Raw genomic sequence first — 19,498 nt, 5'->3', positions numbered from 1 at the left:
CTGTGATGGGGAGCGAAAATTACAGTAGCGAAGGTCATGATCTCACACTGCCAAGAAAAGCCTCTAGCCAGATGAAGGTGCCCGTACCGTAAACCGACACAGGTAGGTGAGAAGAGAATTCTAAGGCGCGCGGAAGAACTCTCGTTAAGGAACTCGGCAAAATGACCCCGTAACTTCGGGAGAAGGGGTGCCCCGGTAGTGTGAATAGCACGAGGGGGCCGCAGTGAAAAGGCCCAAGCGACTGTTTAGCAAAAACACAGGTCTGTGCGAAGCCGCAAGGCGAAGTATACGGGCTGACGCCTGCCCGGTGCTGGAAGGTTAAGGGGAGCGGTTAGGGGTTAAACCCGAAGCTGTGAACCGAAGCCCCAGTAAACGGCGGCCGTAACTATAACGGTCCTAAGGTAGCGAAATTCCTTGTCAGGTAAATTCTGACCCGCACGAATGGCGTAACGACTTGGGCGCTGTCTCAACGAGAGATCCGGTGAAATTTTAATACCTGTGAAGATGCAGGTTACCCGCGACAAGACGGAAAGACCCCATGGAGCTTTACTGCAGCTTGATATTGGATTTGGGTACGATCTGTACAGGATAGGTGGGAGCCTAGGAAACAGGAGCGCCAGCTTCTGTGGAGGCAACGTTGGGATACCACCCTGATCGTATCTAGGTTCTAACTTGGTACCGTGATCCGGTGCGAGGACAGTGTCAGGTGGGCAGTTTGACTGGGGCGGTCGCCTCCTAAAGAGTAACGGAGGCGCCCAAAGGTTCCCTCAGAATGGTTGGAAATCATTCGAAGAGTGTAAAGGCACAAGGGAGCTTGACTGCGAGACCTACAAGTCGAGCAGGGACGAAAGTCGGGCTTAGTGATCCGGTGGTACCGCATGGAAGGGCCATCGCTCAACGGATAAAAGCTACCCTGGGGATAACAGGCTTATCTCCCCCAAGAGTCCACATCGACGGGGAGGTTTGGCACCTCGATGTCGGCTCATCGCATCCTGGGGCTGAAGTAGGTCCCAAGGGTTGGGCTGTTCGCCCATTAAAGCGGTACGCGAGCTGGGTTCAGAACGTCGTGAGACAGTTCGGTCCCTATCTGTCGTGGGCGTAGGAAATTTGAGAGGAGCTGTCCTTAGTACGAGAGGACCGGGATGGACGTACCGCTGGTGTACCAGTTGTTCCGCCAGGAGCACCGCTGGGTAGCTATGTACGGACGGGATAAGCGCTGAAAGCATCTAAGCGTGAAGCCCCCCTCAAGATGAGATTTCCCAACTAGTAAGACCCCTTGAAGACGACGAGGTAGATAGGCTGGGGGTGGAAGTGCAGCAATGCATGGAGCTGACCAGTACTAATCGGTCGAGGGCTTATCCAAAAAAACACCCCACAAAGTGAAGTGAATGCTTCCGGAGTAAATTCCGAGTACTTTGCGGGGACCCCGAGAATAACGGGGAAAGCAATAAATCCAAAATTGTTTCGTATCTAGTTTTCAGGGAGTAAATCCTGAATTGAAAAGTTCACACTTATAGAATCATACACACTCATGTGATGTACCGATTCTAACGTGAAGAATGGATTTTTCAGATGATTTTTCAAGAAGCGAAGGCTTCGAAAAATCCTGTTCGGTGGCGATAGCGGAGGGGTTCCACACGTACCCATCCCGAACACGACCGTTAAGCCCTCCAGCGCCGATGGTACTTGGACCGCAGGGTCCTGGGAGAGTAGGACGCCGCCAAGCATACATAAGACACTATCGATTTTCATCGATAGTGTCTTTTTTTTGCCCGAATAAAAAATGAATGTGATTTATTTAAATATTAGTACCAAGTACTAGTACTAAGTGATATAATAAGAGCACTAACTGTAAGGAAGGTGAACAGGATGTATCAGTCTAAAGCGAAAATCACGGCAATAGGAACTTATGTACCAGAGAAGATATTATCTAACGCAGATCTCGAAAAAATGGTCGATACGAATGATGAGTGGATTGTACAACGTACAGGCATGCGTGAAAGAAGAATAGCTGCAGAAAACGAGTTTGTTTCTAATTTGAGTTACAAAGCAGTTGCAGACATGATTAAGCGTTACTCTGTTGATATAACAGATGTAGATATGATTCTAGTTGCCACTAGTACAGCCGAGTATACTTTTCCAAACGTAGCTTCCCGAATTCAACACCATTTCAATATTAAACAAGCAGGTGCTATTGATCTGGGCTCAGCTTGCGCGGGATTTGTTTACGGATTGCAGTTGGCTGATGGTATGGTATCCAGTGGTATTCACAAGAAAGTGCTTGTTGTTGGTGCTGAGACTCTTTCCAAAATCACAGACTATACAGATCGCTCAACCTGCATCCTTTTTGGGGATGGGGCCGGAGTCGTGTTGATCGAAAGTGATGATGACCATCCTGGCTTTATAGCCTCGGTATCCGGCACCCATGGCAGTGGTGGGGGACATTTATATAGAAGAACGTTTGCTACAGAAATTGATGGTATGAATCTCGAGAAGGACCCATTTCTTGTTCAAAATGGTCGAGAGGTCTACAAATGGGCAGTACGTTATGTACCTGAGGCATCTAATCAGCTTATTAAGCAATCAGGGCTGCAGCCGGAAGATATTAATTGGTTTGTACCCCATAGCGCCAATTTGAGAATGATTGAGTCAATTTGTGTAAAAGGTCCGATCCCGATTGAGCGCACGTTAACTAGTGTGGAGTTTAGAGGCAATACCTCAGCTGCTTCTATTCCCTTAGCTATACAGCTCGGTCTTGATGAAGGACGTCTCAAATTTAATGATAAGATGTTATTGTTTGGATTTGGCGGAGGTCTAACCTATGCAGGAGTAATTATGCGCTGGACCGTACCGGATAGCAACTAAAAGAATAGGAATGGGGAACTTGTCCTCATTCCTATTCTAGTCTTCAATAATCTATTTGCTTGCATATCAAGAGAGCGCTTCACTTATCTTTTGAAATGTACTCTCATTAGCGATAATAAATAGCTTAGCTTGATCTGGAATGATGGCATCAGGTCTTCTTATAATACTAGTGTCATCGTGGTCGGCAATTAATAAGGCACCCATTGTTTTTATATCCTCGAACGCGTCATTGTATGTTATCCATTCTTTCTTCTTGTTAATAACATATATTTTCTCGCCACTCTCCGTGCTGAGCAGGTTCATGAATAATTTAGAAGATCCTTTCTGAACGCTGGCATGCGCAATTAGATAAGAGATAGACTGCTGTGAAAGTATGAGCTCATCCACCTTAGCGTGTTTAAAGTTAATCCGGTGATTCTCCTTAAGGATCTCTGCTATGGTGTATATTTGACAATTCATTTTCTCACCGTAGCTTTCGATTGTTGTTGCGATGAGCAGTGTTTGTCCATCAGCATATTTGGCCGGGACACCTTGAGGAGAAAAGATAATAACGGCTTTCGATTTGGCTACGTTTGCACGATCAAGTGTCTCGTATTCCGTCGGCTCGCCTTGTATGTAATGGATTTGACTATGATCTATGGGGCTTGAAGGCAGGTCAGCTATAAGAACGATGTTATGGACGGTGTCGCTGTTTAGCATTTCCTTTATTGTATCCTTAATCTTATCATCGGACCAGCCGATAATGACGTAGTGATTCTCTCCTCTATAATCCATTTTGCCTTCCTCCTTCATCTTAATCCACTTTGTAAATCTCTCAGAAATTTTTGCAATAAGGGTCCCGATGAGAAAAAGCCCCGTAAAAATAACAATAGTACCAAATATCATTCCAGGTATTGTTTCAGGAAAATAATCCCCATATCCCACTGTAGTGGTTGTGACAACGACCCACCATAGACCCTTGGCAAAGTTAGTAAACTTCTCCGGCTCCAGGATATGAATGATGATCGGGCTAATTAAGAAGAAGGAAAGTGCAAAATAGATAAGAGATATATTACTCATTTTAAACATTTTTTCGAAAGCTTTGCGCCAGAATAACATGGGTCACCTCATTCTCTAACTGATGTAGCTGGTGTATGGCATCTATTTACGGTGAGAGTGAAACTACGTTTCACAATATTTCAATATCTTTACGGTGAGAATCAATTTCATAGTACCTTTAGCTGCTTATATCAAGGGTATATATAGATCAAAATGATTTTATTTGTCTATATAGTTTTAAATTTACCTATTTAATGATTTATGAAATGGATTCAGCGAATTATATTATATAGAATTTCTTGTCGCCCGGCTATCTAAATCCTCTCCGAGAAAAAAGATCAAAAGAGCAAAAAAGCACACACCGACAGGATCGGCATATGCTCTTCATTTGAAATATGAGACTGTTAAGTGATACGGATAACTACTCAGTCAACATAGGGGCTTTACGGTGCTGTGTTCCCTGCTCGTAGCTATAAGCGAGCTTAATGAGCTTCCCTTCATCATAAGCTCTGCCAAGGAATTCAATACCGACAGGAAGTCCGTCCGTGGTGAATCCAGCTGGAACCGTGATGGCGGGGAATCCAGAAAAGGCACTAAGCCGGTTATTGCCTCCGACATTTTGAGGCTCACCTATTACTGCAGCAGATTGGGTAGTACTCGGGTACACAATGGCATCCAGGTTATTGTCTGCCATCACCTTTAGGAGAGCGTCTTTGGCCAGCTTGGTTCGCTTCAGCACGATATCTTTGTACTCCTCGGTTTCCAATGTTTCACGGGCATCACGGGACTTCATCGATTGCTCTTGGTCTAGATCATAATTGCCGGAAGCAATGATCTCAGACAAAGTGGAGTATGGAGCATCTTCACCGAGTCCTTCAAGGTAATCGTTAAGTTGAAATTTGAACTCATAGCTGCTGAGACTTGGATACTTAGCGAGCTCGGCCAAATTAGGGAGTTGGATCTCTATAGCCGTTGCACCAAGCCGCTCTATTTCATCAATCGCGTTGTAAATAATGGACGAAGTTTCTTGTTCTGCATCACTGCTGCTTCCAAAGAGCTCAGTAGCTACGCCAATACGAGCACCTTCAAGGGCGTCTGCATCCAAATCATCCGTGTAGCTCTCCGGAATTTGTCCGACGCTTGCTGCTGTGACTACATCTTCGGGGTCATATCCTGCAATAGCATCCAGCATAATCGCAGCATCCTCAACGGTGCGTGCCATGGGTCCGCCTACATCCTGTGTGAGTGCTAAAGGAATGATTCCGTCACGGCTTGCCAGTCCAATCGTTGGACGGATACCTACAAGACTATTAAAGCTGGAAGGGATCCGGATAGAGCCTCCGGTATCTGTGCCTAAACCCGCAGCTGCAAAGTTTGCAGCGATCGCAGCACCCGTTCCTCCGCTTGAACCGCCGGGATAGTGATCAAGTGCATATGGATTTAAGGTTTGTCCACCGAACGAGCTGGAGGTTGTAATGCCGAAGGCAAACTCATGCAGATTTGTTTTGCCCAAGATGATTGCCCCTGCTTCTTTCAATCTGGCGATTTGCTCTGCATCTTCATCTGGAACAGAGTCCTTGAGGCATAGGCAGCCTGCTGATGTCGGCATATCATTTGTATCGTAATTGTCCTTGACCAGAACCGGGATCCCGTGAAGATTACTGCGAGCTCCTGTCCTTGTACGTTCCTCATCGAGCTCTGCTGCGATATCAAGAGCATCGTTATTAATCGTGAGCACTGCATTTAGAGAAGGACCTTGATCATCATACTGTTCAATACGATCAAGATACATTTGCACAAGCTGGACGGAGGTTAATTTTCCTTGTTCCATCGCTTTTTGCATATCTGCGATTGTAGCTTCCTCTACTTCAAAAGGCTGTATGTATTCTAGAACACGATCATATATAAGATCGACATCTTTGACGGTAAGAGGAGTTTTGGGAAAGAAGGAGTCTTTGCTGTAGCCTGTCATAATTTCTGCTTGAGTTACGGCACTTATAGCATCAGCATAGGAGCTGTTCTGAGGAATATCTTTGTATGGAATGTCCGATGCAGGCAAAGAGAGCCAGTTCTGGATTGCTTGGGCTGCGGCTTGTCTGAGCATAACTGTTCCAGTGACCTTCTCCATGGTAAAGGGAACCCCGGCCGTTTCCGCGGCTAGCTTCATTTGGTCGTAGAAATACGCGGCGTCTGCCTGCTTATTAGAGGCAGTCTCAACAGAAGATGTAACACTTGAATTCGTTCCGTCTGCTGCTGACGCAGTATAGGCAGGAAGCAGGAAGGAGCTGGATAGGAGTGCAGCTGCAAGCAAGGCTTGTCCACCTTTTCTCCAACGATGTAACGGCTGGTTCAACTTCATTTAAACACTCTCCTTGTAAGATGATTTAGAGCTCAGAATCCATTCCATATAATTATTCATCAAGGAAATGATTCAGTTAAATCATATTTAATGTTATAAATTGTTACAAGGATGCATGACTTCTAATAAAGCGATTACATCCAATATTTACAGCATAATACTCATTATTTCAATTGATTATCTCCGTACCAAAAAAATGCGAAAAGAGTCTTAAGACTAATATCATAGATTAAATGTAAAATAATATGACATGACGTGTACAAATCGCGGGCTTCTTGGTTTGATTTTCACTTGTTACTCCCATCACCTCTAGTCTATTGACTGTCCTGAATGAAGAAGTTCTTCTTTCGCGGGCACTTTGAAGGAGTGTTATAATGGAGGATGTTATAGAAAGGAGAGTCACATGAAAGTACTTGTTCTAGCAGAGAAACCTTCAGTGGCACGTGAGATTGCACGTGTGATGGGAAGTAGAGAGAAGCATAAGAGCTATTTTGAAGGACCTAAATATGTAGTGACTTGGGCCTTGGGCCATCTGGTCGGGTTGGCTGAGCCTGAGGATTATGATCATAAATATGCAACCTGGAACCTTGCGGATCTGCCGATTCTGCCAAAGCAGACGAAGCTGAAGGTCCTCCGAGAAACCCAACATCAATATAAAGCAGTACAGCAGCTAATGAAGAGACAAGACATTAAGGAGCTCGTTATTGCAACAGATGCTGCCCGTGAGGGTGAGCTGCTTGCCCGCTGGATTATGCAGATGGCGCATTTCAAGAAGCCTTTTAAACGCCTATGGATTTCGTCTCAGACGGATAAAGCGATCAAAGAAGGATTTGCAAATTTAAAGCCCGGTCAGCAGTTCGATCGTTTGTATGAATCCGCACGCTGCCGCGCTGAAGCGGACTGGATGATCGGTCTAAATGTCACCCGTGCACTTACGGTTAAATATAACGCTCAGTTGTCTGCAGGACGTGTTCAAACCCCGACGCTCGGCATGATTATGAACCGGGAAATAGAAATTATGAATTTCCGTTCAGAAGAATACGAAACGTTGTCTGCTGATTTTGGCAGCTTCCAAGCGATGTGGCGAGCGCCTCAGGGAGAATCTCGTATTTTTGATAAAGCACGGACAGAGGAACTTAAACGTAAGCTTGAAGGACGATCCGGCAAAGTCCTTCAAGTGAAAAAAAGCGAGAAGGTTGAATCCCATCCGCTGGCATATGACTTGACCGAGCTGCAGAGAGATGCCAACAAGCGATATGGTTTCTCAGCCAAACAAACCTCTAATCTCCTGCAGAAATTGTATGAACAGCATAAGCTCGTCACTTATCCACGGACAGACAGCAGATACTTGCCTTCGGATATGGCAGAGACATTCAAGGAACGTCTTGAAAGTGTAGCGGTAGGCCCTTACGGTCCACTAGCAAGACCGCTGCTTCGTGCCAAGCTTCATATCACAAAGCGTGTGGTGGATGACAGTAAAGTGAGTGATCACCATGCCATTATCCCTACAGAGCAAACGGTTCTGCTCAATCAATTGTCTACGGAGGAGCGCAAGCTCTACGATCTGATCGTAAGACGATTCATAAGTCTGTTCTACCCAGCGGCTAGATATGATGCAGTGCAGGTCAAGATTGAGGCAGAGAATGAAGCCTTCATTGTGAAAGGAACGACGGTCAAAAATCACGGATGGCGTGAAGTATATGGTGCGGAAGGTTATAGCGATGAGGATGAAGACGCTTCTGATGATGCCTCGGATTCAAGAGGAAGTGGACAGGAGCTGCCTGAGCTTCGCGAAGGGGAAATGTTTAAGATACAGCGTTGTATTATTAAAGCTGCCCGTACCATGCCGCCAAAACGTTACAATGAAGCGGCTTTGCTTGCTCAGATGGAGAAGCATGGTCTGGGTACGCCTGCAACGAGAGCCGATATTATCGAGAAGCTTGTCAGCAGTGATACAATTGAACGTCAAGGCAATGTGATGCACCCAACGGGAAAAGGGAAGCAGCTGATTGAGCTGGCAGCACCACAGCTCCGCACACCAGAGCTTACCGCCAAGTGGGAATCAGAGCTGGAACGCATCGCCAAAGGACAGGGCTCTCCGGAACCATTTTTAAATGGAATTCGGAAGATGGCCGATGAACTTGTTCGCAGTGTTAAGAATAGTACCACGGAATACAAGCCGCATAATGTATCTAACAGCCATTGTCCGGATTGTGGTACAAGACTGCTCGAGAAGAAATCCAAGCGAGGCAAGTTCCTCGTCTGTCCTTCTGAGGACTGCAGTTATAAGCGGTCGGCAGAGAAGCGTTTGTCCAACCGACGTTGCCCGCAGTGTCATAAGAAGATGGAGCTTAGAGAAGGCAAGGCAGGAATGTATGTGCAGTGTCTGCCATGTGGCATTACGGAGACGGTGGATAAGGACAAGCAGCGGGTTAATAAACGGGAGCAGCAGAAGCTCGTTAAGCAGTTTGAGAAGAAGGAGCCGATTGGCTCAAATCTTGGTGATCTGCTAAAGGCAGCCATGGAAAAGAGAGAAGACAAATAAGCAGCGTGTCGATGTAATGCGGTGCACTACGAAGTATCCGTATAATGCTCCTTGGAAGATGACAATCTATGTCGTAGGGGGGTGAGCGACACATGCCTTATCATAAACCGCTGAAAATTAAAAACCAGCAAAATAAGTCTAGTGTGCTAGAGGAAAGTAAATCACTTCGTCCGGCCAAGGCAGCCCACACTCCGCCAAGCTTAAACGGCATTCCTAAGCAGGAATCCTAAGCTGTAAGCTGCTATTTAGCAGCGATGAGCTGGCAGCATGAGAACCAGATTCAGTATTGAATCTGGTTCTTTTGTATGTTTCCAGTCGATATATGATGCCAGCATAGCTAACGCATAGAATGAAGTTGATTTAGATACAATACATTTAGCTATTACAGCTGAGCCCGTCCGAACTCATTGTCACTCTGTTTCTACTGAAGCTATAATGGAGTGGGGAATGAGATCCCTAAAGAAAGGGGAATTGCCAATGCGGACAGGCATTATTGTATGGTTTGTTTTTATAAATGTGGTAGCATATCTTGTGATGTCAGAGGATAAGAGAAGAGCACAGAGAAGACGAGACCGGGTTCCAGAAAAAACGTTGTTTTTACTTGCCGCCATCGGTGGTTCACTTGGCATTCTGATTGCAATGTACCGGAAGCGACACAAAACAAGGCATGCCAGCTTTACCATTGGAGTTCCTGTTCTGCTCTTCGTTAATGCTATACTATACGGCTATTTTTTGAGCTGAAGCCACCTTTAGGCTCAATTGATCTTGGTGATTCAAACAAATCCGTAATCGGTTAAATATAAAGTACATACAGAAAGGTGGCGTTCCTCATGACTTTTTCCAATATTCTACTTGCATATGACGGATCAGAGTTAGCGAACAAAGCGTTTGAGCGCGCAGTGGAGTTAGCCAAATTGTCTGATAATACACAACTGCATATTGTTCACGTATACGATTTTCCGCGGGTATTTATCGGCGAAGGTCTGGCGCCAATCCCTCCGTCGGTGAACAGCGATGTATATGAGGTCGCTGAAGAGACCGTAGACGAGATTAAGAGACGCCTTGTAAACGAGCAAATTGGTGCCAAGGTTGAGCTCATTCAAGGCTCTCCGGTGGATGTCATATTAGAGTATGTGAAACAGAATGAGACGGATCTCATTGTAATAGGGAGCAGAGGACTCAGCGGTATACGCGAATTCGTGCTGGGCAGTGTAAGTCATCGGGTCGTTCAGGAAGCAGACGTTCCTGTACTCGTCGTGAAATAAACAAGATGAAACAGAGATCATTTATTCAAAAAAACCAGTATCTTTCCTGTACTTCATGGAAGCTGCTGGTTTTATTTATGTTTAGTATTAATTAATATCCGAACAATAAATATGGTAAAGATTAAAATGTTCGTCTTTAAGTTGACATCAGGTGTAGGGGATTGTTAAACTGATAAAGGTAAAAAGAATAAACTCGAAAATCCAAGAAATCTATTTTCAAACCATATGATAAGTAGTTATGAAATTGAATCGGTAAAAATATAGAATTAACTCGTATAGTACCGGGGATATGGCCCGGAAGTTTCTACCCGGAAACCGTTAATTTCCGGACTACGAGGATATTAGAATTTAGAGCAGCGGGTCAGGTGCAGGCAAGATAGACGCTTTTTCAAGATGCTATGAAGCGGATCTTCTTGAAATAGAGAGTCTCTCTCTGCAGCGTACTTGAGCAGCGCCTAGCTATTGGGCTTGGCTATTGTGGAAGTACATCAATAGATGTTTTATTATTTCTCCCGTATGGCTGCATCTGATATCTTCATATCGTCCGGAATCCGTATAGTGTCATCATACCTCGAGGATTTCGGTTTTTTTTCGTCAATTGAAGGTGCATGTTGATCTAAATAAAGGGAGTGGATATCATGTCAGTGCAAGTTGCCGTAATTATGGGGAGTACATCGGATTGGGAAACAATGAGACATGCCTGTGAAGTGCTGGACGAGCTGGATATTGCTTATGAGAAAAAGGTGGTCTCAGCTCACCGTACACCGGATCTCATGTTTGAATTTGCGGAAGGTGCGTATGACCGCGGAATCAAAGTGATTATTGCTGGGGCGGGAGGAGCCGCTCATTTGCCTGGAATGGTCGCATCCAAAACCCTGGTTCCCGTTATCGGTGTACCTGTTCAGTCCAAGGCACTGAATGGTCTCGATTCTCTGCTGTCTATTGTGCAAATGCCTGGTGGTATTCCCGTAGCTACGGTGGCAATCGGTAAAGCAGGAGCAACCAATGCAGGACTGCTCGCTGCACAGATCATCGGTGCTTTCGATCCAGAGGTTGCAGGAAGAACGCAGGAACGCAGAGATCGAATCCGCAAAGAAGTATTAGAAAGCAGTGATACGTTATGATAAACAAGCCAACCAGCGAGAGCACGAAGGTCTTCCCTTCTGGAGCAACAATTGGGATTCTTGGAGGCGGACAGCTTGGCCGGATGATGACATTATCAGGTACAGCCATGGGATATCGGTTTATTACGCTGGATCCGACAGACAATTCTCCTTGTGGACAAGTAGCACGGCAAATTGTAGCGGGCTACGATGATCAGAAGGCAGCACGCCAGCTTGCAGAAGAGTGCGATGTGATCACTTATGAGTTTGAGAATGTAGATGCGGATGTGGCAGCACTGCTGGAGAATGAAGCATATGTTCCGCAAGGAAGCAAGCTTCTGTATACGACACAGCATCGTCTACGGGAGAAGCGTGCAATTGAAGCGGCGGGTGTGCCGGTTGCTCCATATCGGGAAATTACGAGTGCGGAGGACATGAGCGCAGCGATAGAGGCATTAGGTGTTCCTTGTGTGCTCAAGACCGTAACTGGAGGCTATGATGGCAAAGGACAGCGGGTCATTCGCGATACAGAGACGGCGCTTACGGCTTACGAAGAGCTGGCTGGACTTGGTACGGAGCTTGTGTTGGAGCAATTTGTATCCTTTGAGTGCGAAATATCGGTCATCGCTGCACGCAATCCCCAAGGAGAGATTCGAACATTCCCCCCGGCTGAGAATGTACACGTGAATAACATACTGCATACCTCAGTTGTACCGGCGAGAGTGTCTTCAGAGCTCCAGCTCGAAGCGCAGCAGCTCGCAGCTAAGATCGCCGAATCTATGGGAGCTGTTGGGCTGCTGGCTGTCGAGATGTTTGTGACAAGAGATGGACAGCTGTACGTTAACGAATTGGCACCTCGGCCTCACAACTCAGGTCATTATACAATGGAGGCGTGCAGCACATCGCAGTTCGAGCAGCATGTGAGAGCGATCTGTGGTCTGCCTCTTGCAGATACGTGCCTGCTTAGCCCGGTTGTGATGGTAAATGTCCTGGGAGAGCATATCGAAGCAGTAATTGATCGATTTGCCAAAAAGGATGCAGACGCTGATGAACTGGGCGTCGTGCCTAAGCTTCACCTGTACGGCAAAGCAGATGCCAAGACGGGCCGTAAAATGGGACATATTAATCTGTTATGCCATGATGTGCAGCATGCACTGGATTGGATTGGCAAAACCAATATATGGAGGAACGAATACAAATGATTGAACGTTATAGCAGACCCGAAATGCGGGCGATTTGGACGGAAGAAAATAAATTTAAAGCTTGGCTGGAAGTGGAAATTTGTGCATGCGAGGCTTGGGCTGAACTGGGCGTTATTCCAAAAGAGGACGCAGCTGTCCTTCGGGAGAAAGCAAGCTTTGACATTGACCGGATTTACGAGATCGAGCAGGAGACGCGCCATGATGTAATCGCCTTTACACGCACTGTATCCGAAAGTCTTGGAGAGGAACGCAAATGGGTGCATTATGGACTGACTTCTACAGATGTTGTAGATACAGCGAACGGCTACCTGCTTCGTCAAGCAAATGAAATTCTAGAGAAAGACATCCTGAACTTCATTCAGATCCTGAGAGACAAAGCGGTCGAATACAAGCATACCCCGATGATGGGACGTACCCATGGTGTACATGCAGAGCCAACAACCTTTGGTCTGAAAATGGCACTGTGGCATGAAGAGATGAAGCGTAACCTGGAACGTTTCCGTCATGCTGCTGACAATGTCCAATACGGCAAAATTTCCGGTGCTGTAGGTACTTATGCGAACATTGATCCATTCGTTGAGGAGTTCGTGTGCAAGAAGCTGGGCACGAAGCCGGCACCGATCTCGACTCAGACATTACAGCGTGACCGCCATGCAGAATATATGGCAACCCTTGCTCTGATTGCTACCTCCCTGGACAAATTTGCAACTGAAGTACGCGCGCTCCAGAAGAGTGAATTCCGTGAAGTGGAAGAGGCTTTTGCTAAGGGTCAAAAAGGCTCCTCTGCTATGCCGCACAAGCGCAATCCAATCGGCAGTGAGAACATCTCCGGCTTGTCCCGTGTTATTCGCGGACATATGCTGACAGCTTATGAGAACGTAACGCTGTGGCATGAGCGTGATATTTCGCATTCCTCAGCAGAACGTGTAATCCTACCGGATGCAACGATGCTGCTGAACTATATGCTGAACCGTTTTGGCAACATCATCAAGAATTTGACGGTGTTCCCTGAGAACATGAAGCGCAACATGTCCCGTACCTTCGGTGTTCCGTTCTCCGGACGCATTATGACGAAGCTGATTGATAAAGGCTTCAGCCGTGAAGAAGCTTATGATACGGTTCAGCCTCGTGCGATGGAAGCTTGGGAGACGCAGCGCCAATTCCGCGACATCGTGGAAGCTACGCCTGCGATCACCGAAGTGCTCAGCACAGAAGAGATCGAGGACGCCTTTAATCCGGCATGGCATCTAAAGCATGTGGATACGATTTTTGACAAACTGGGATTGAACTAGTCGAACAGAATCTTAGAAGGCTGTTACGGCTTAACAAATAATAAAACGTGGAGTGATTAACGTTATGGCTTTATCCACCGCAGCAGAGCTAATTAACGCACCACTGTTATACAAAGGCAAGGTTAGGGAGTTGTACGATCTTGGTGAGCATTTTCTGATCGTCGTAACGGACCGGATTTCAGCATTCGATTATGTGCTGGAGCCGGCTGTCCCAGAGAAGGGCAATGTACTCAACACAGTTAGTGCTTTCTGGTTTGACCAAACCAAGGGATGGATGCCGAATCACGTCGTTCATACCAATGTAGATGAACTGGGAGATATTGTTCTGGATAAAGAGGCGCTGAGGAATCGGATTATGGTCACGAAAAAAGCTGAGCGCATCGATATCGAGTGCGTGGTTCGCGGATACATTACCGGCGGCGGCTGGAGGCAGTATCAGTCCAGCGGCACGGTTAACGGGATTAAGCTTCCGGAAGGACTTCGCAAAAATGCGAAGCTGGACAAGCCGATCTTTACGCCGGCTGCCAAGAACGACGTCGGACATGACGAGGATATTTCCATGGAGCAGATGAAAGCAGCGGTTGGAGAGAAGCTTGCACTCGAGCTTGAAGTGAAGAGCCTTCAGTTGTATGAGTTTGCGAGAGACTATTGCGAACAAAGAGGCATTATTTTGGCGGATTGCAAGTTTGAGTTCGGGATGGTGGACGGAGAGGTCATTTTGATTGATGAGATCTTTACACCGGATGCCTCCCGTTTCTGGGCCAAGGAGAAATACGCGCTGGACATTGAGATAGACAGTATGGATAAAGAGCCGGTAAGAGCATATCTGGCATCCACCGATTGGGATAAGAACAGCCAGCCGGAGCCGCTTCCAGGGCATGTAGTGGAGGAAACGAGCAGACGCTATAAAGAGATTAAGGACAGGCTGACTCGTTAATCTAGAAGTTCTATATGGCTCAGTACCATATCCGTGTTATGGAAACTTAGCAGATGAAAGCTTTATATTAGCAATCATTATCATCATTAATCATAGTCCAAACCTTAAAAACATTCCTTAGGAGGAACTTCCGATCATGATAAAAGCTACTGTATACGTTACGATTAAGCAAAGCGTACTTGACCCTCAAGGCGTTGCCGTACAAGGCGCGCTCCATTCCATGGGCTTCAGTGAAGTGGAAGGGGTACGCATCGGCAAATATCTGGAGCTGACACTGGATACAAGTGATCGTAATGAAGCAGAAGAACGCGTTAAGGTCATGTGTGAAAAGCTGCTCGCAAATACGGTTGTCGAAGACTACCGCTTTGAATTGGAGGTTTAATTCATGAAATTTGCAGTTCTCGTGTTTCCTGGATCCAACTGTGATATTGACTGCTTCAAGGCAGTAGAAGAAACGATTGAACAGCCTGTAGATTATGTATGGCATACGGCAACAGATCTGTCTGCCTATGACTGCATCATCGTTCCCGGCGGCTTCTCTTACGGTGACTATTTAAGATGTGGAGCGATCTCAAGATTTGCTCCTGTGATGAACGAAGTAGCCAAGGCTGCGGAGCAAGGAAAATACATTATCGGGATCTGCAACGGATTCCAAATCCTAACGGAAGCCGGGCTTCTCCCTGGCGCATTGCTGAGAAATACGGGTATGAAGTTTGTATGCCACGATTCAGTACTTCAAGTAGAGAACAACAACACGCCGTTTACAAGCGAGTATGCACTTGGGGAAGAGATCATTATCCCGGTCGCGCATGGGGAAGGAAACTATTATTGTGATGAAGAGACCCTTGAGAAGCTTAAGGCAAATAATCAAATCGTCTTTACTTATAAGAACAATCCGAATGGCTCCTTGAATAACATCGCCGGCGTAAGCAATGAGCGCGGCAACGTGGTGGGCATGATGCCTCACCCGGAACGCGCAGTGAACGAAGTGCTTGGTACGACAGATGGTAAACGCATGTTTACTTCGATTTTGAACTCCTGGAGGGATCAGCATGACGCAGCAAGTATCCGCTAAAGAACCAACCGCAGCACAGATTGCGGAGCATAAACTTTATCAGCAAATGGGCGTGTCTGACAGTGAATATGACCTGATCGTGTCGTTCATGGGACGTCAGCCGAACTATACGGAGATCGGCGTATTCAGCGTTATGTGGTCAGAGCACTGCGCATACAAGAACTCCAAGCCGCTGCTGCGTCGTTTCCCGACCACAGGCGAACGTGTCCTGATGGGACCGGGAGAGGGAGCCGGAATCGTCGACATCGGAGATAACCAAGCGGTTGTATTCAAGATCGAAAGCCATAACCATCCTTCCGCGGTTGAGCCCTTCCAAGGTGCAGCAACAGGGGTCGGTGGAATTATCCGCGACATTTTCTCCATGGGTGCAAGACCGATAGCATCCCTCAACTCCTTGCGCTTCGGTAAGCTTGAAAGCGATCGTGTGAAGTATTTGTTCGAGCACGTCGTATCCGGTATTGCAGGCTATGGTAACTGTATCGGAATCCCGACCGTAGGCGGAGAAGTTATGTTTGATGAGAGCTATGACGGTAATCCTTTGGTAAACGCCATGTGTGTAGGTCTGATAGATCACGACAAAATTCAGCGCGGTGTGGCCAAAGGGGTAGGTAACCCGGTATTTTACGTGGGACCTCCAACAGGACGTGACGGTATTCATGGAGCGACGTTTGCTTCAGTTGAGCTGACGGAAGAATCCGAATCCAAGCGTACAGCGGTACAGGTTGGTGATCCGTTCATGGAGAAGCTGGTCATGGAAGCTTGTCTTGAGCTGATTGATACAGGCATCGTGCTTGGCATTCAAGATATGGGTGCTGCGGGTCTTACATGCTCCAGTGCGGAGATGGCAAGTAAGGCAGGCAACGGACTTGAGCTTTATTTGGACCAAGTGCCTCAGCGGGAACAAGGCATGTCTCCATACGAGATGATGCTGTCCGAATCTCAAGAACGCATGCTGTTTGTCGTTGAGCCTAAAGACGAAGCACAAGCACGTGAAATTTTTGAGCGTTGGGGCGTTATCTGTGCAAAAGTCGGGAAGGTTACGGACGACGGACGACTGAAGCTGTACCATCACGGTGAAGTCGTTGGCGACATGCCGGTAACGGCATTGGTTGACGAATGTCCGGTGTATAACAAGCCGTCCTCGGTTCCTGCTTATTATATTGAAAACGAGAAAATCGACACCCTGCGTTACGAGGAAGTGTCGGATCTGACAGGAGCCTTGAAAAAGGTGCTGTCTTCCCCGACCGTCTCCAGCAAGGCTTGGGTGTATGACCAATATGACTACATGGTGCGGACCAGCACTGCCGTTCGTCCAGGATCGGATGCAGCTGTTGTGACGGTTCACGGCACACGCAAAGGTCTTGCGATGACAACGGACTGTAATGGTCGTTATGTGTATCTTGATCCAGAAGTTGGCGGCAAAATTGCGGTCAGCGAAGCTGCGCGAAACATTGTATGTTCTGGAGCCGAGCCGCTGGCGATTACGGACAACCTGAACTTTGGTTCGCCGGAGAAGCCGGATATCTTCTGGCAGATGGAAAAAGCGGTGGACGGAATGGCTGAAGCTTGTACTGTGCTGGGTACACCGGTTATCGGCGGTAACGTGAGCTTGTACAACGAGAATGCCAAAGGCGCCATTTATCCAACACCTGTTGTCGGTATGGTCGGACTTGTCCATGATACGGACCACATCACGACACAAGGCTTCAAGAAAGAAGGAGATGTTATCCTGCTTCTTGGGGATACCAAAGCAGAGCTTGGCGGCAGCGAGTTCCAATATGCGGTTCATGGCTTGACGGAAGGACGTCCTCCACAGCTCGACCTTGAAGTGGAGAAGAAGCTGCAGGGAGCGGTGCTTGGCGCCATTCAGAAAGGTCTTGTACAGTCTGCGCATGACTTGTCTGAAGGTGGTCTTGGCGTGGCGTTAGCGGAGAGCTGTATCAGCGGCGGGATTGGTGCCAGCGTGAACTTTGCGACTGACCTTCGCGGTGATATTGCTCTATTCAGCGAGAGCCAATCCCGTATTCTGCTGACAGCAGACCAAGCACAAGCAGAAGAACTGGAAGCGTTCGTTAGAAGTAGCGGCGTTCCTGTTCAAGTGATCGGACAAGTAACAGGCAGCAATCTTAAATTGGAGTTGAACGGCACATCAGCTGTGGACGAACCGGTAGCGGTTCTGAAACAGGTCTGGGAGGATGTTATTCCATGTCTGATGAAGTAAAAACCCCGCAGTTTTGGACCGGCGATTACTACAACGAGGGTTCGGGCAAAGAGGGACTGTTCGATAAATTGAAAGAGGAGTGCGGGGTGTTCGGGGTGTATAGACACCCCGACGCTGCCTCCTTGTCCTATTATGGACTGCATGCGCTGCAGCATCGCGGCGAGGAAAGTGCCGGAATGTGTGTCAGTGACGGCAGCGAATTCCATTATCACCGCGGGATGGGACTCGTCAAAGAGGTATTTACGAAGGATCTTATGGCCTCCCTGTCCGGAGATATCTCCATTGGTCACGTGCGCTATTCAACCAGCGGCGACAGCAAGCTGACGAATGCACAGCCGCTCGTGTTTAAGTACCGTGACGGGGATCTCGCTGTTGCGACAAACGGAAATATCGTGAATGCACCAGAGATCCGCAAGGAGCTGGAGCAAAGCGGATCGATCTTTCAAACGACGAGTGATACCGAGGTTATTGCGCATTTAATCGCCCGTTCTCCAAAGGATCTGGTAGAGGCGGCAAAAGACGCATTTCGCCGGATCGTCGGGGGATACGCCTTCCTGATCATGACGAACGATCGGCTAATCGTTGCGTCAGACGCACATGGACTGCGTCCGCTGACGATGGGCAAATTAGGCGATGCTTATATTTTTGCATCAGAAACTTGTGCATTGGAGACGATCGGTGCCGAGCTGATTCGGGACATTGAGCCGGGAGAAATGCTGGTGCTCGATAGTGAAGGTCTGCATGAGGACCGTTTTGAGGAGAAAAAACACCGCAAAGCGCTGTGTGCTATGGAATATATCTATTTCGCTCGTCCGGATAGTGATATGAACGGAGCGAATCAGCATAGTGCGCGGAAGCGGATGGGAAGCCGGCTTGCGATTGAATCGTTTGTCGATGCCGATGTGGTAACGGGTGTTCCGGATTCAAGTATTTCCGCGGCAATAGGCTATGCGGAGCAGACGGGCATTCCGTATGAGCTGGGGATGATTAAGAACAAATACACAGGCCGTACCTTTATTCAGCCAAGTCAGGAGCTGCGTGAGCAGGGAGTGAAGATGAAGCTGAGTGCGGTGCGCCGGGTAGTGGAAGGCAAACGCGTTGTCATGATTGACGATTCCATCGTGCGCGGTACGACATCGCGCCGGATCGTGAATATGCTCCGTGATGCAGGAGCTACCGAGGTGCACGTACGCATTACTTCACCGCCGTTCAAGAATCCGTGCTTCTACGGGATTGATACCCCGAACCGGGATGAACTGATTGCTTCTTCCAAATCGATTGAGGAGATATGCAGAGAGATCAATGCAGACTCTCTGTCATTCCTCAGTCCGGAAGGTCTGATCTCTTCTATAGAAGGCAATCATCAGGATGCATATAAAGGCGGCTTATGCCTCGCCTGTTTCGATAATGACTACCCAACGACGCTGGACTTCAAGGATGCGAAGGCGGGCTGCGGCTGTTAATTCGCCGCAGAATTCAATGCTCCATAAAGAGCCGCCCCACATTTGTGAAGCAAACAGGGGATAGCTCTGATGGAGCAGCCGCGCGCCGCGTGGAGTTGCTTCGCCCTGGAGCCTTAGCGCATTCTGCCAAAGG

The 19,498-nt window shown here is 47.5% G+C and carries 15 protein-coding genes, 2 rRNA genes and 1 riboswitch; of the genes, 15 read left to right on the top strand and 2 right to left on the bottom strand.

The annotated features are described in order from the left end of the window. The 3 genes from ACFQ3J_RS16220 to ACFQ3J_RS16210 all read left to right on the top strand — a co-directional run. Nucleotides 1-1,363, top strand: a 23S ribosomal RNA gene (locus ACFQ3J_RS16220); the annotation flags it as partial. 246 nt (nucleotides 1,364-1,609) lie between these two features. Next, nucleotides 1,610-1,726, top strand: a 5S ribosomal RNA gene (rrf, locus tag ACFQ3J_RS16215). Between the two features lie 143 nt (nucleotides 1,727-1,869). Continuing rightward, nucleotides 1,870-2,865 (top strand): ketoacyl-ACP synthase III, encoded by a 996-nt coding sequence (locus tag ACFQ3J_RS16210; RefSeq protein ID WP_251582719.1) that lies wholly within the window; start codon nucleotides 1,870-1,872, stop codon nucleotides 2,863-2,865. A 66-nt stretch (nucleotides 2,866-2,931) separates the two neighbouring features. On the opposite strand, the gene ACFQ3J_RS16205 is transcribed toward ACFQ3J_RS16210, so the two are convergent. Further along, entirely contained in the window at nucleotides 2,932-3,963 is a 1,032-nt protein-coding gene (locus tag ACFQ3J_RS16205) for a potassium channel family protein (RefSeq protein ID WP_251582717.1), read from the bottom strand. A 361-nt stretch (nucleotides 3,964-4,324) separates the two neighbouring features. Then, a complete protein-coding gene (locus tag ACFQ3J_RS16200) occupies nucleotides 4,325-6,262 on the bottom strand; it encodes an amidase family protein (RefSeq protein ID WP_251582715.1) in 1,938 nt (645 codons plus the stop codon). A 403-nt stretch (nucleotides 6,263-6,665) separates the two neighbouring features. Here ACFQ3J_RS16200 and ACFQ3J_RS16195 point away from each other — a divergent pair, with 403 nt between their 5' ends. From ACFQ3J_RS16195 to purF, 12 genes are all read left to right on the top strand, one after another. Beyond that, nucleotides 6,666-8,807 carry a DNA topoisomerase III gene (locus tag ACFQ3J_RS16195; RefSeq protein ID WP_251582714.1) on the top strand — a complete coding sequence of 714 codons (2,142 nt, stop codon included), beginning with the start codon at nucleotides 6,666-6,668 and terminating at the stop codon, nucleotides 8,805-8,807. Nucleotides 8,808-8,899: 92 nt separating this feature from the next. Beyond that, nucleotides 8,900-9,037 (top strand): hypothetical protein, encoded by a 138-nt coding sequence (locus tag ACFQ3J_RS16190; protein WP_170862554.1) that lies wholly within the window; start codon nucleotides 8,900-8,902, stop codon nucleotides 9,035-9,037. 247 nt (nucleotides 9,038-9,284) lie between these two features. After that, nucleotides 9,285-9,548, top strand: coding sequence for a DUF1294 domain-containing protein (locus ACFQ3J_RS16185; RefSeq protein ID WP_091160592.1), 264 nt, complete (start codon nucleotides 9,285-9,287; stop codon nucleotides 9,546-9,548). An 89-nt stretch (nucleotides 9,549-9,637) separates the two neighbouring features. After that, a complete protein-coding gene (locus ACFQ3J_RS16180; RefSeq protein WP_251582712.1) occupies nucleotides 9,638-10,072 on the top strand; it encodes a universal stress protein in 435 nt (144 codons plus the stop codon). A 251-nt stretch (nucleotides 10,073-10,323) separates the two neighbouring features. Next, nucleotides 10,324-10,425, top strand: a riboswitch (purine riboswitch). A gap of 285 nt (nucleotides 10,426-10,710) precedes the next feature. After that, nucleotides 10,711-11,196: a 5-(carboxyamino)imidazole ribonucleotide mutase gene (purE, locus tag ACFQ3J_RS16175; RefSeq protein WP_091160589.1), complete on the top strand. Its 486-nt coding sequence runs from the start codon at nucleotides 10,711-10,713 to the stop codon at nucleotides 11,194-11,196. Continuing rightward, nucleotides 11,193-12,377, top strand: a complete 1,185-nt coding sequence (gene purK, locus ACFQ3J_RS16170) for a 5-(carboxyamino)imidazole ribonucleotide synthase (protein ID WP_251582710.1) — start codon at nucleotides 11,193-11,195, stop codon at nucleotides 12,375-12,377. Before purE ends, purK begins: the two co-directional genes overlap by 4 nt. Then, nucleotides 12,374-13,669 carry an adenylosuccinate lyase gene (gene purB, locus ACFQ3J_RS16165; protein WP_091160585.1) on the top strand — a complete coding sequence of 432 codons (1,296 nt, stop codon included), beginning with the start codon at nucleotides 12,374-12,376 and terminating at the stop codon, nucleotides 13,667-13,669. The genes purK and purB overlap by 4 nt, the downstream gene beginning before the upstream one ends. Before the next feature lie 55 nt (nucleotides 13,670-13,724). Beyond that, the gene (locus ACFQ3J_RS16160) at nucleotides 13,725-14,606 is read left to right on the top strand and encodes a phosphoribosylaminoimidazolesuccinocarboxamide synthase (protein ID WP_251582791.1); all 882 of its coding nucleotides are present in this window, start codon (nucleotides 13,725-13,727) and stop codon (nucleotides 14,604-14,606) included. Nucleotides 14,607-14,742: 136 nt separating this feature from the next. Beyond that, a complete protein-coding gene (gene purS / locus ACFQ3J_RS16155) occupies nucleotides 14,743-14,988 on the top strand; it encodes a phosphoribosylformylglycinamidine synthase subunit PurS (RefSeq protein WP_047912782.1) in 246 nt (81 codons plus the stop codon). Between the two features lie 3 nt (nucleotides 14,989-14,991). Next, nucleotides 14,992-15,681, top strand: a complete 690-nt coding sequence (purQ, locus tag ACFQ3J_RS16150; protein WP_251582708.1) for a phosphoribosylformylglycinamidine synthase subunit PurQ — start codon at nucleotides 14,992-14,994, stop codon at nucleotides 15,679-15,681. Continuing rightward, nucleotides 15,659-17,902, top strand: a complete 2,244-nt coding sequence (gene purL / locus ACFQ3J_RS16145) for a phosphoribosylformylglycinamidine synthase subunit PurL (RefSeq protein ID WP_251582706.1) — start codon at nucleotides 15,659-15,661, stop codon at nucleotides 17,900-17,902. Before purQ ends, purL begins: the two co-directional genes overlap by 23 nt. Then, complete coding sequence (gene purF / locus ACFQ3J_RS16140; protein ID WP_091160580.1) at nucleotides 17,887-19,365, top strand: amidophosphoribosyltransferase; 1,479 nt, start codon at nucleotides 17,887-17,889, stop codon at nucleotides 19,363-19,365. The genes purL and purF overlap by 16 nt, the downstream gene beginning before the upstream one ends. Nucleotides 19,366-19,498 lie beyond the last annotated feature (133 nt).

Source organism: Paenibacillus provencensis (assembly GCF_042678545.1).
Taxonomy (GTDB): domain Bacteria; phylum Bacillota; class Bacilli; order Paenibacillales; family Paenibacillaceae; genus Paenibacillus; species Paenibacillus provencensis.
The sequence above is the reverse complement of the archived record's forward strand: the minus strand, read 5'-3'. Positions and strand labels throughout refer to the sequence as shown.

Coding starts and splice junctions, on each gene's coding strand:
- ACFQ3J_RS16185 (WP_091160592.1), top strand. CDS start 9,285: ATGCGGACAGGCATTATTGTATGGTTTGTTTTTATAAATGTGGTAGCA.
- purL (WP_251582706.1), top strand. CDS start 15,659: ATGACGCAGCAAGTATCCGCTAAAGAACCAACCGCAGCACAGATTGCG.
- ACFQ3J_RS16205 (WP_251582717.1), bottom strand. CDS start 3,963: ATGTTATTCTGGCGCAAAGCTTTCGAAAAAATGTTTAAAATGAGTAAT.
- ACFQ3J_RS16195 (WP_251582714.1), top strand. CDS start 6,666: ATGAAAGTACTTGTTCTAGCAGAGAAACCTTCAGTGGCACGTGAGATT.
- purF (WP_091160580.1), top strand. CDS start 17,887: ATGTCTGATGAAGTAAAAACCCCGCAGTTTTGGACCGGCGATTACTAC.
- ACFQ3J_RS16180 (WP_251582712.1), top strand. CDS start 9,638: ATGACTTTTTCCAATATTCTACTTGCATATGACGGATCAGAGTTAGCG.
- purQ (WP_251582708.1), top strand. CDS start 14,992: ATGAAATTTGCAGTTCTCGTGTTTCCTGGATCCAACTGTGATATTGAC.
- ACFQ3J_RS16210 (WP_251582719.1), top strand. CDS start 1,870: ATGTATCAGTCTAAAGCGAAAATCACGGCAATAGGAACTTATGTACCA.
- purB (WP_091160585.1), top strand. CDS start 12,374: ATGATTGAACGTTATAGCAGACCCGAAATGCGGGCGATTTGGACGGAA.
- purE (WP_091160589.1), top strand. CDS start 10,711: ATGTCAGTGCAAGTTGCCGTAATTATGGGGAGTACATCGGATTGGGAA.
- ACFQ3J_RS16190 (WP_170862554.1), top strand. CDS start 8,900: ATGCCTTATCATAAACCGCTGAAAATTAAAAACCAGCAAAATAAGTCT.
- purS (WP_047912782.1), top strand. CDS start 14,743: ATGATAAAAGCTACTGTATACGTTACGATTAAGCAAAGCGTACTTGAC.
- purK (WP_251582710.1), top strand. CDS start 11,193: ATGATAAACAAGCCAACCAGCGAGAGCACGAAGGTCTTCCCTTCTGGA.
- ACFQ3J_RS16200 (WP_251582715.1), bottom strand. CDS start 6,262: ATGAAGTTGAACCAGCCGTTACATCGTTGGAGAAAAGGTGGACAAGCC.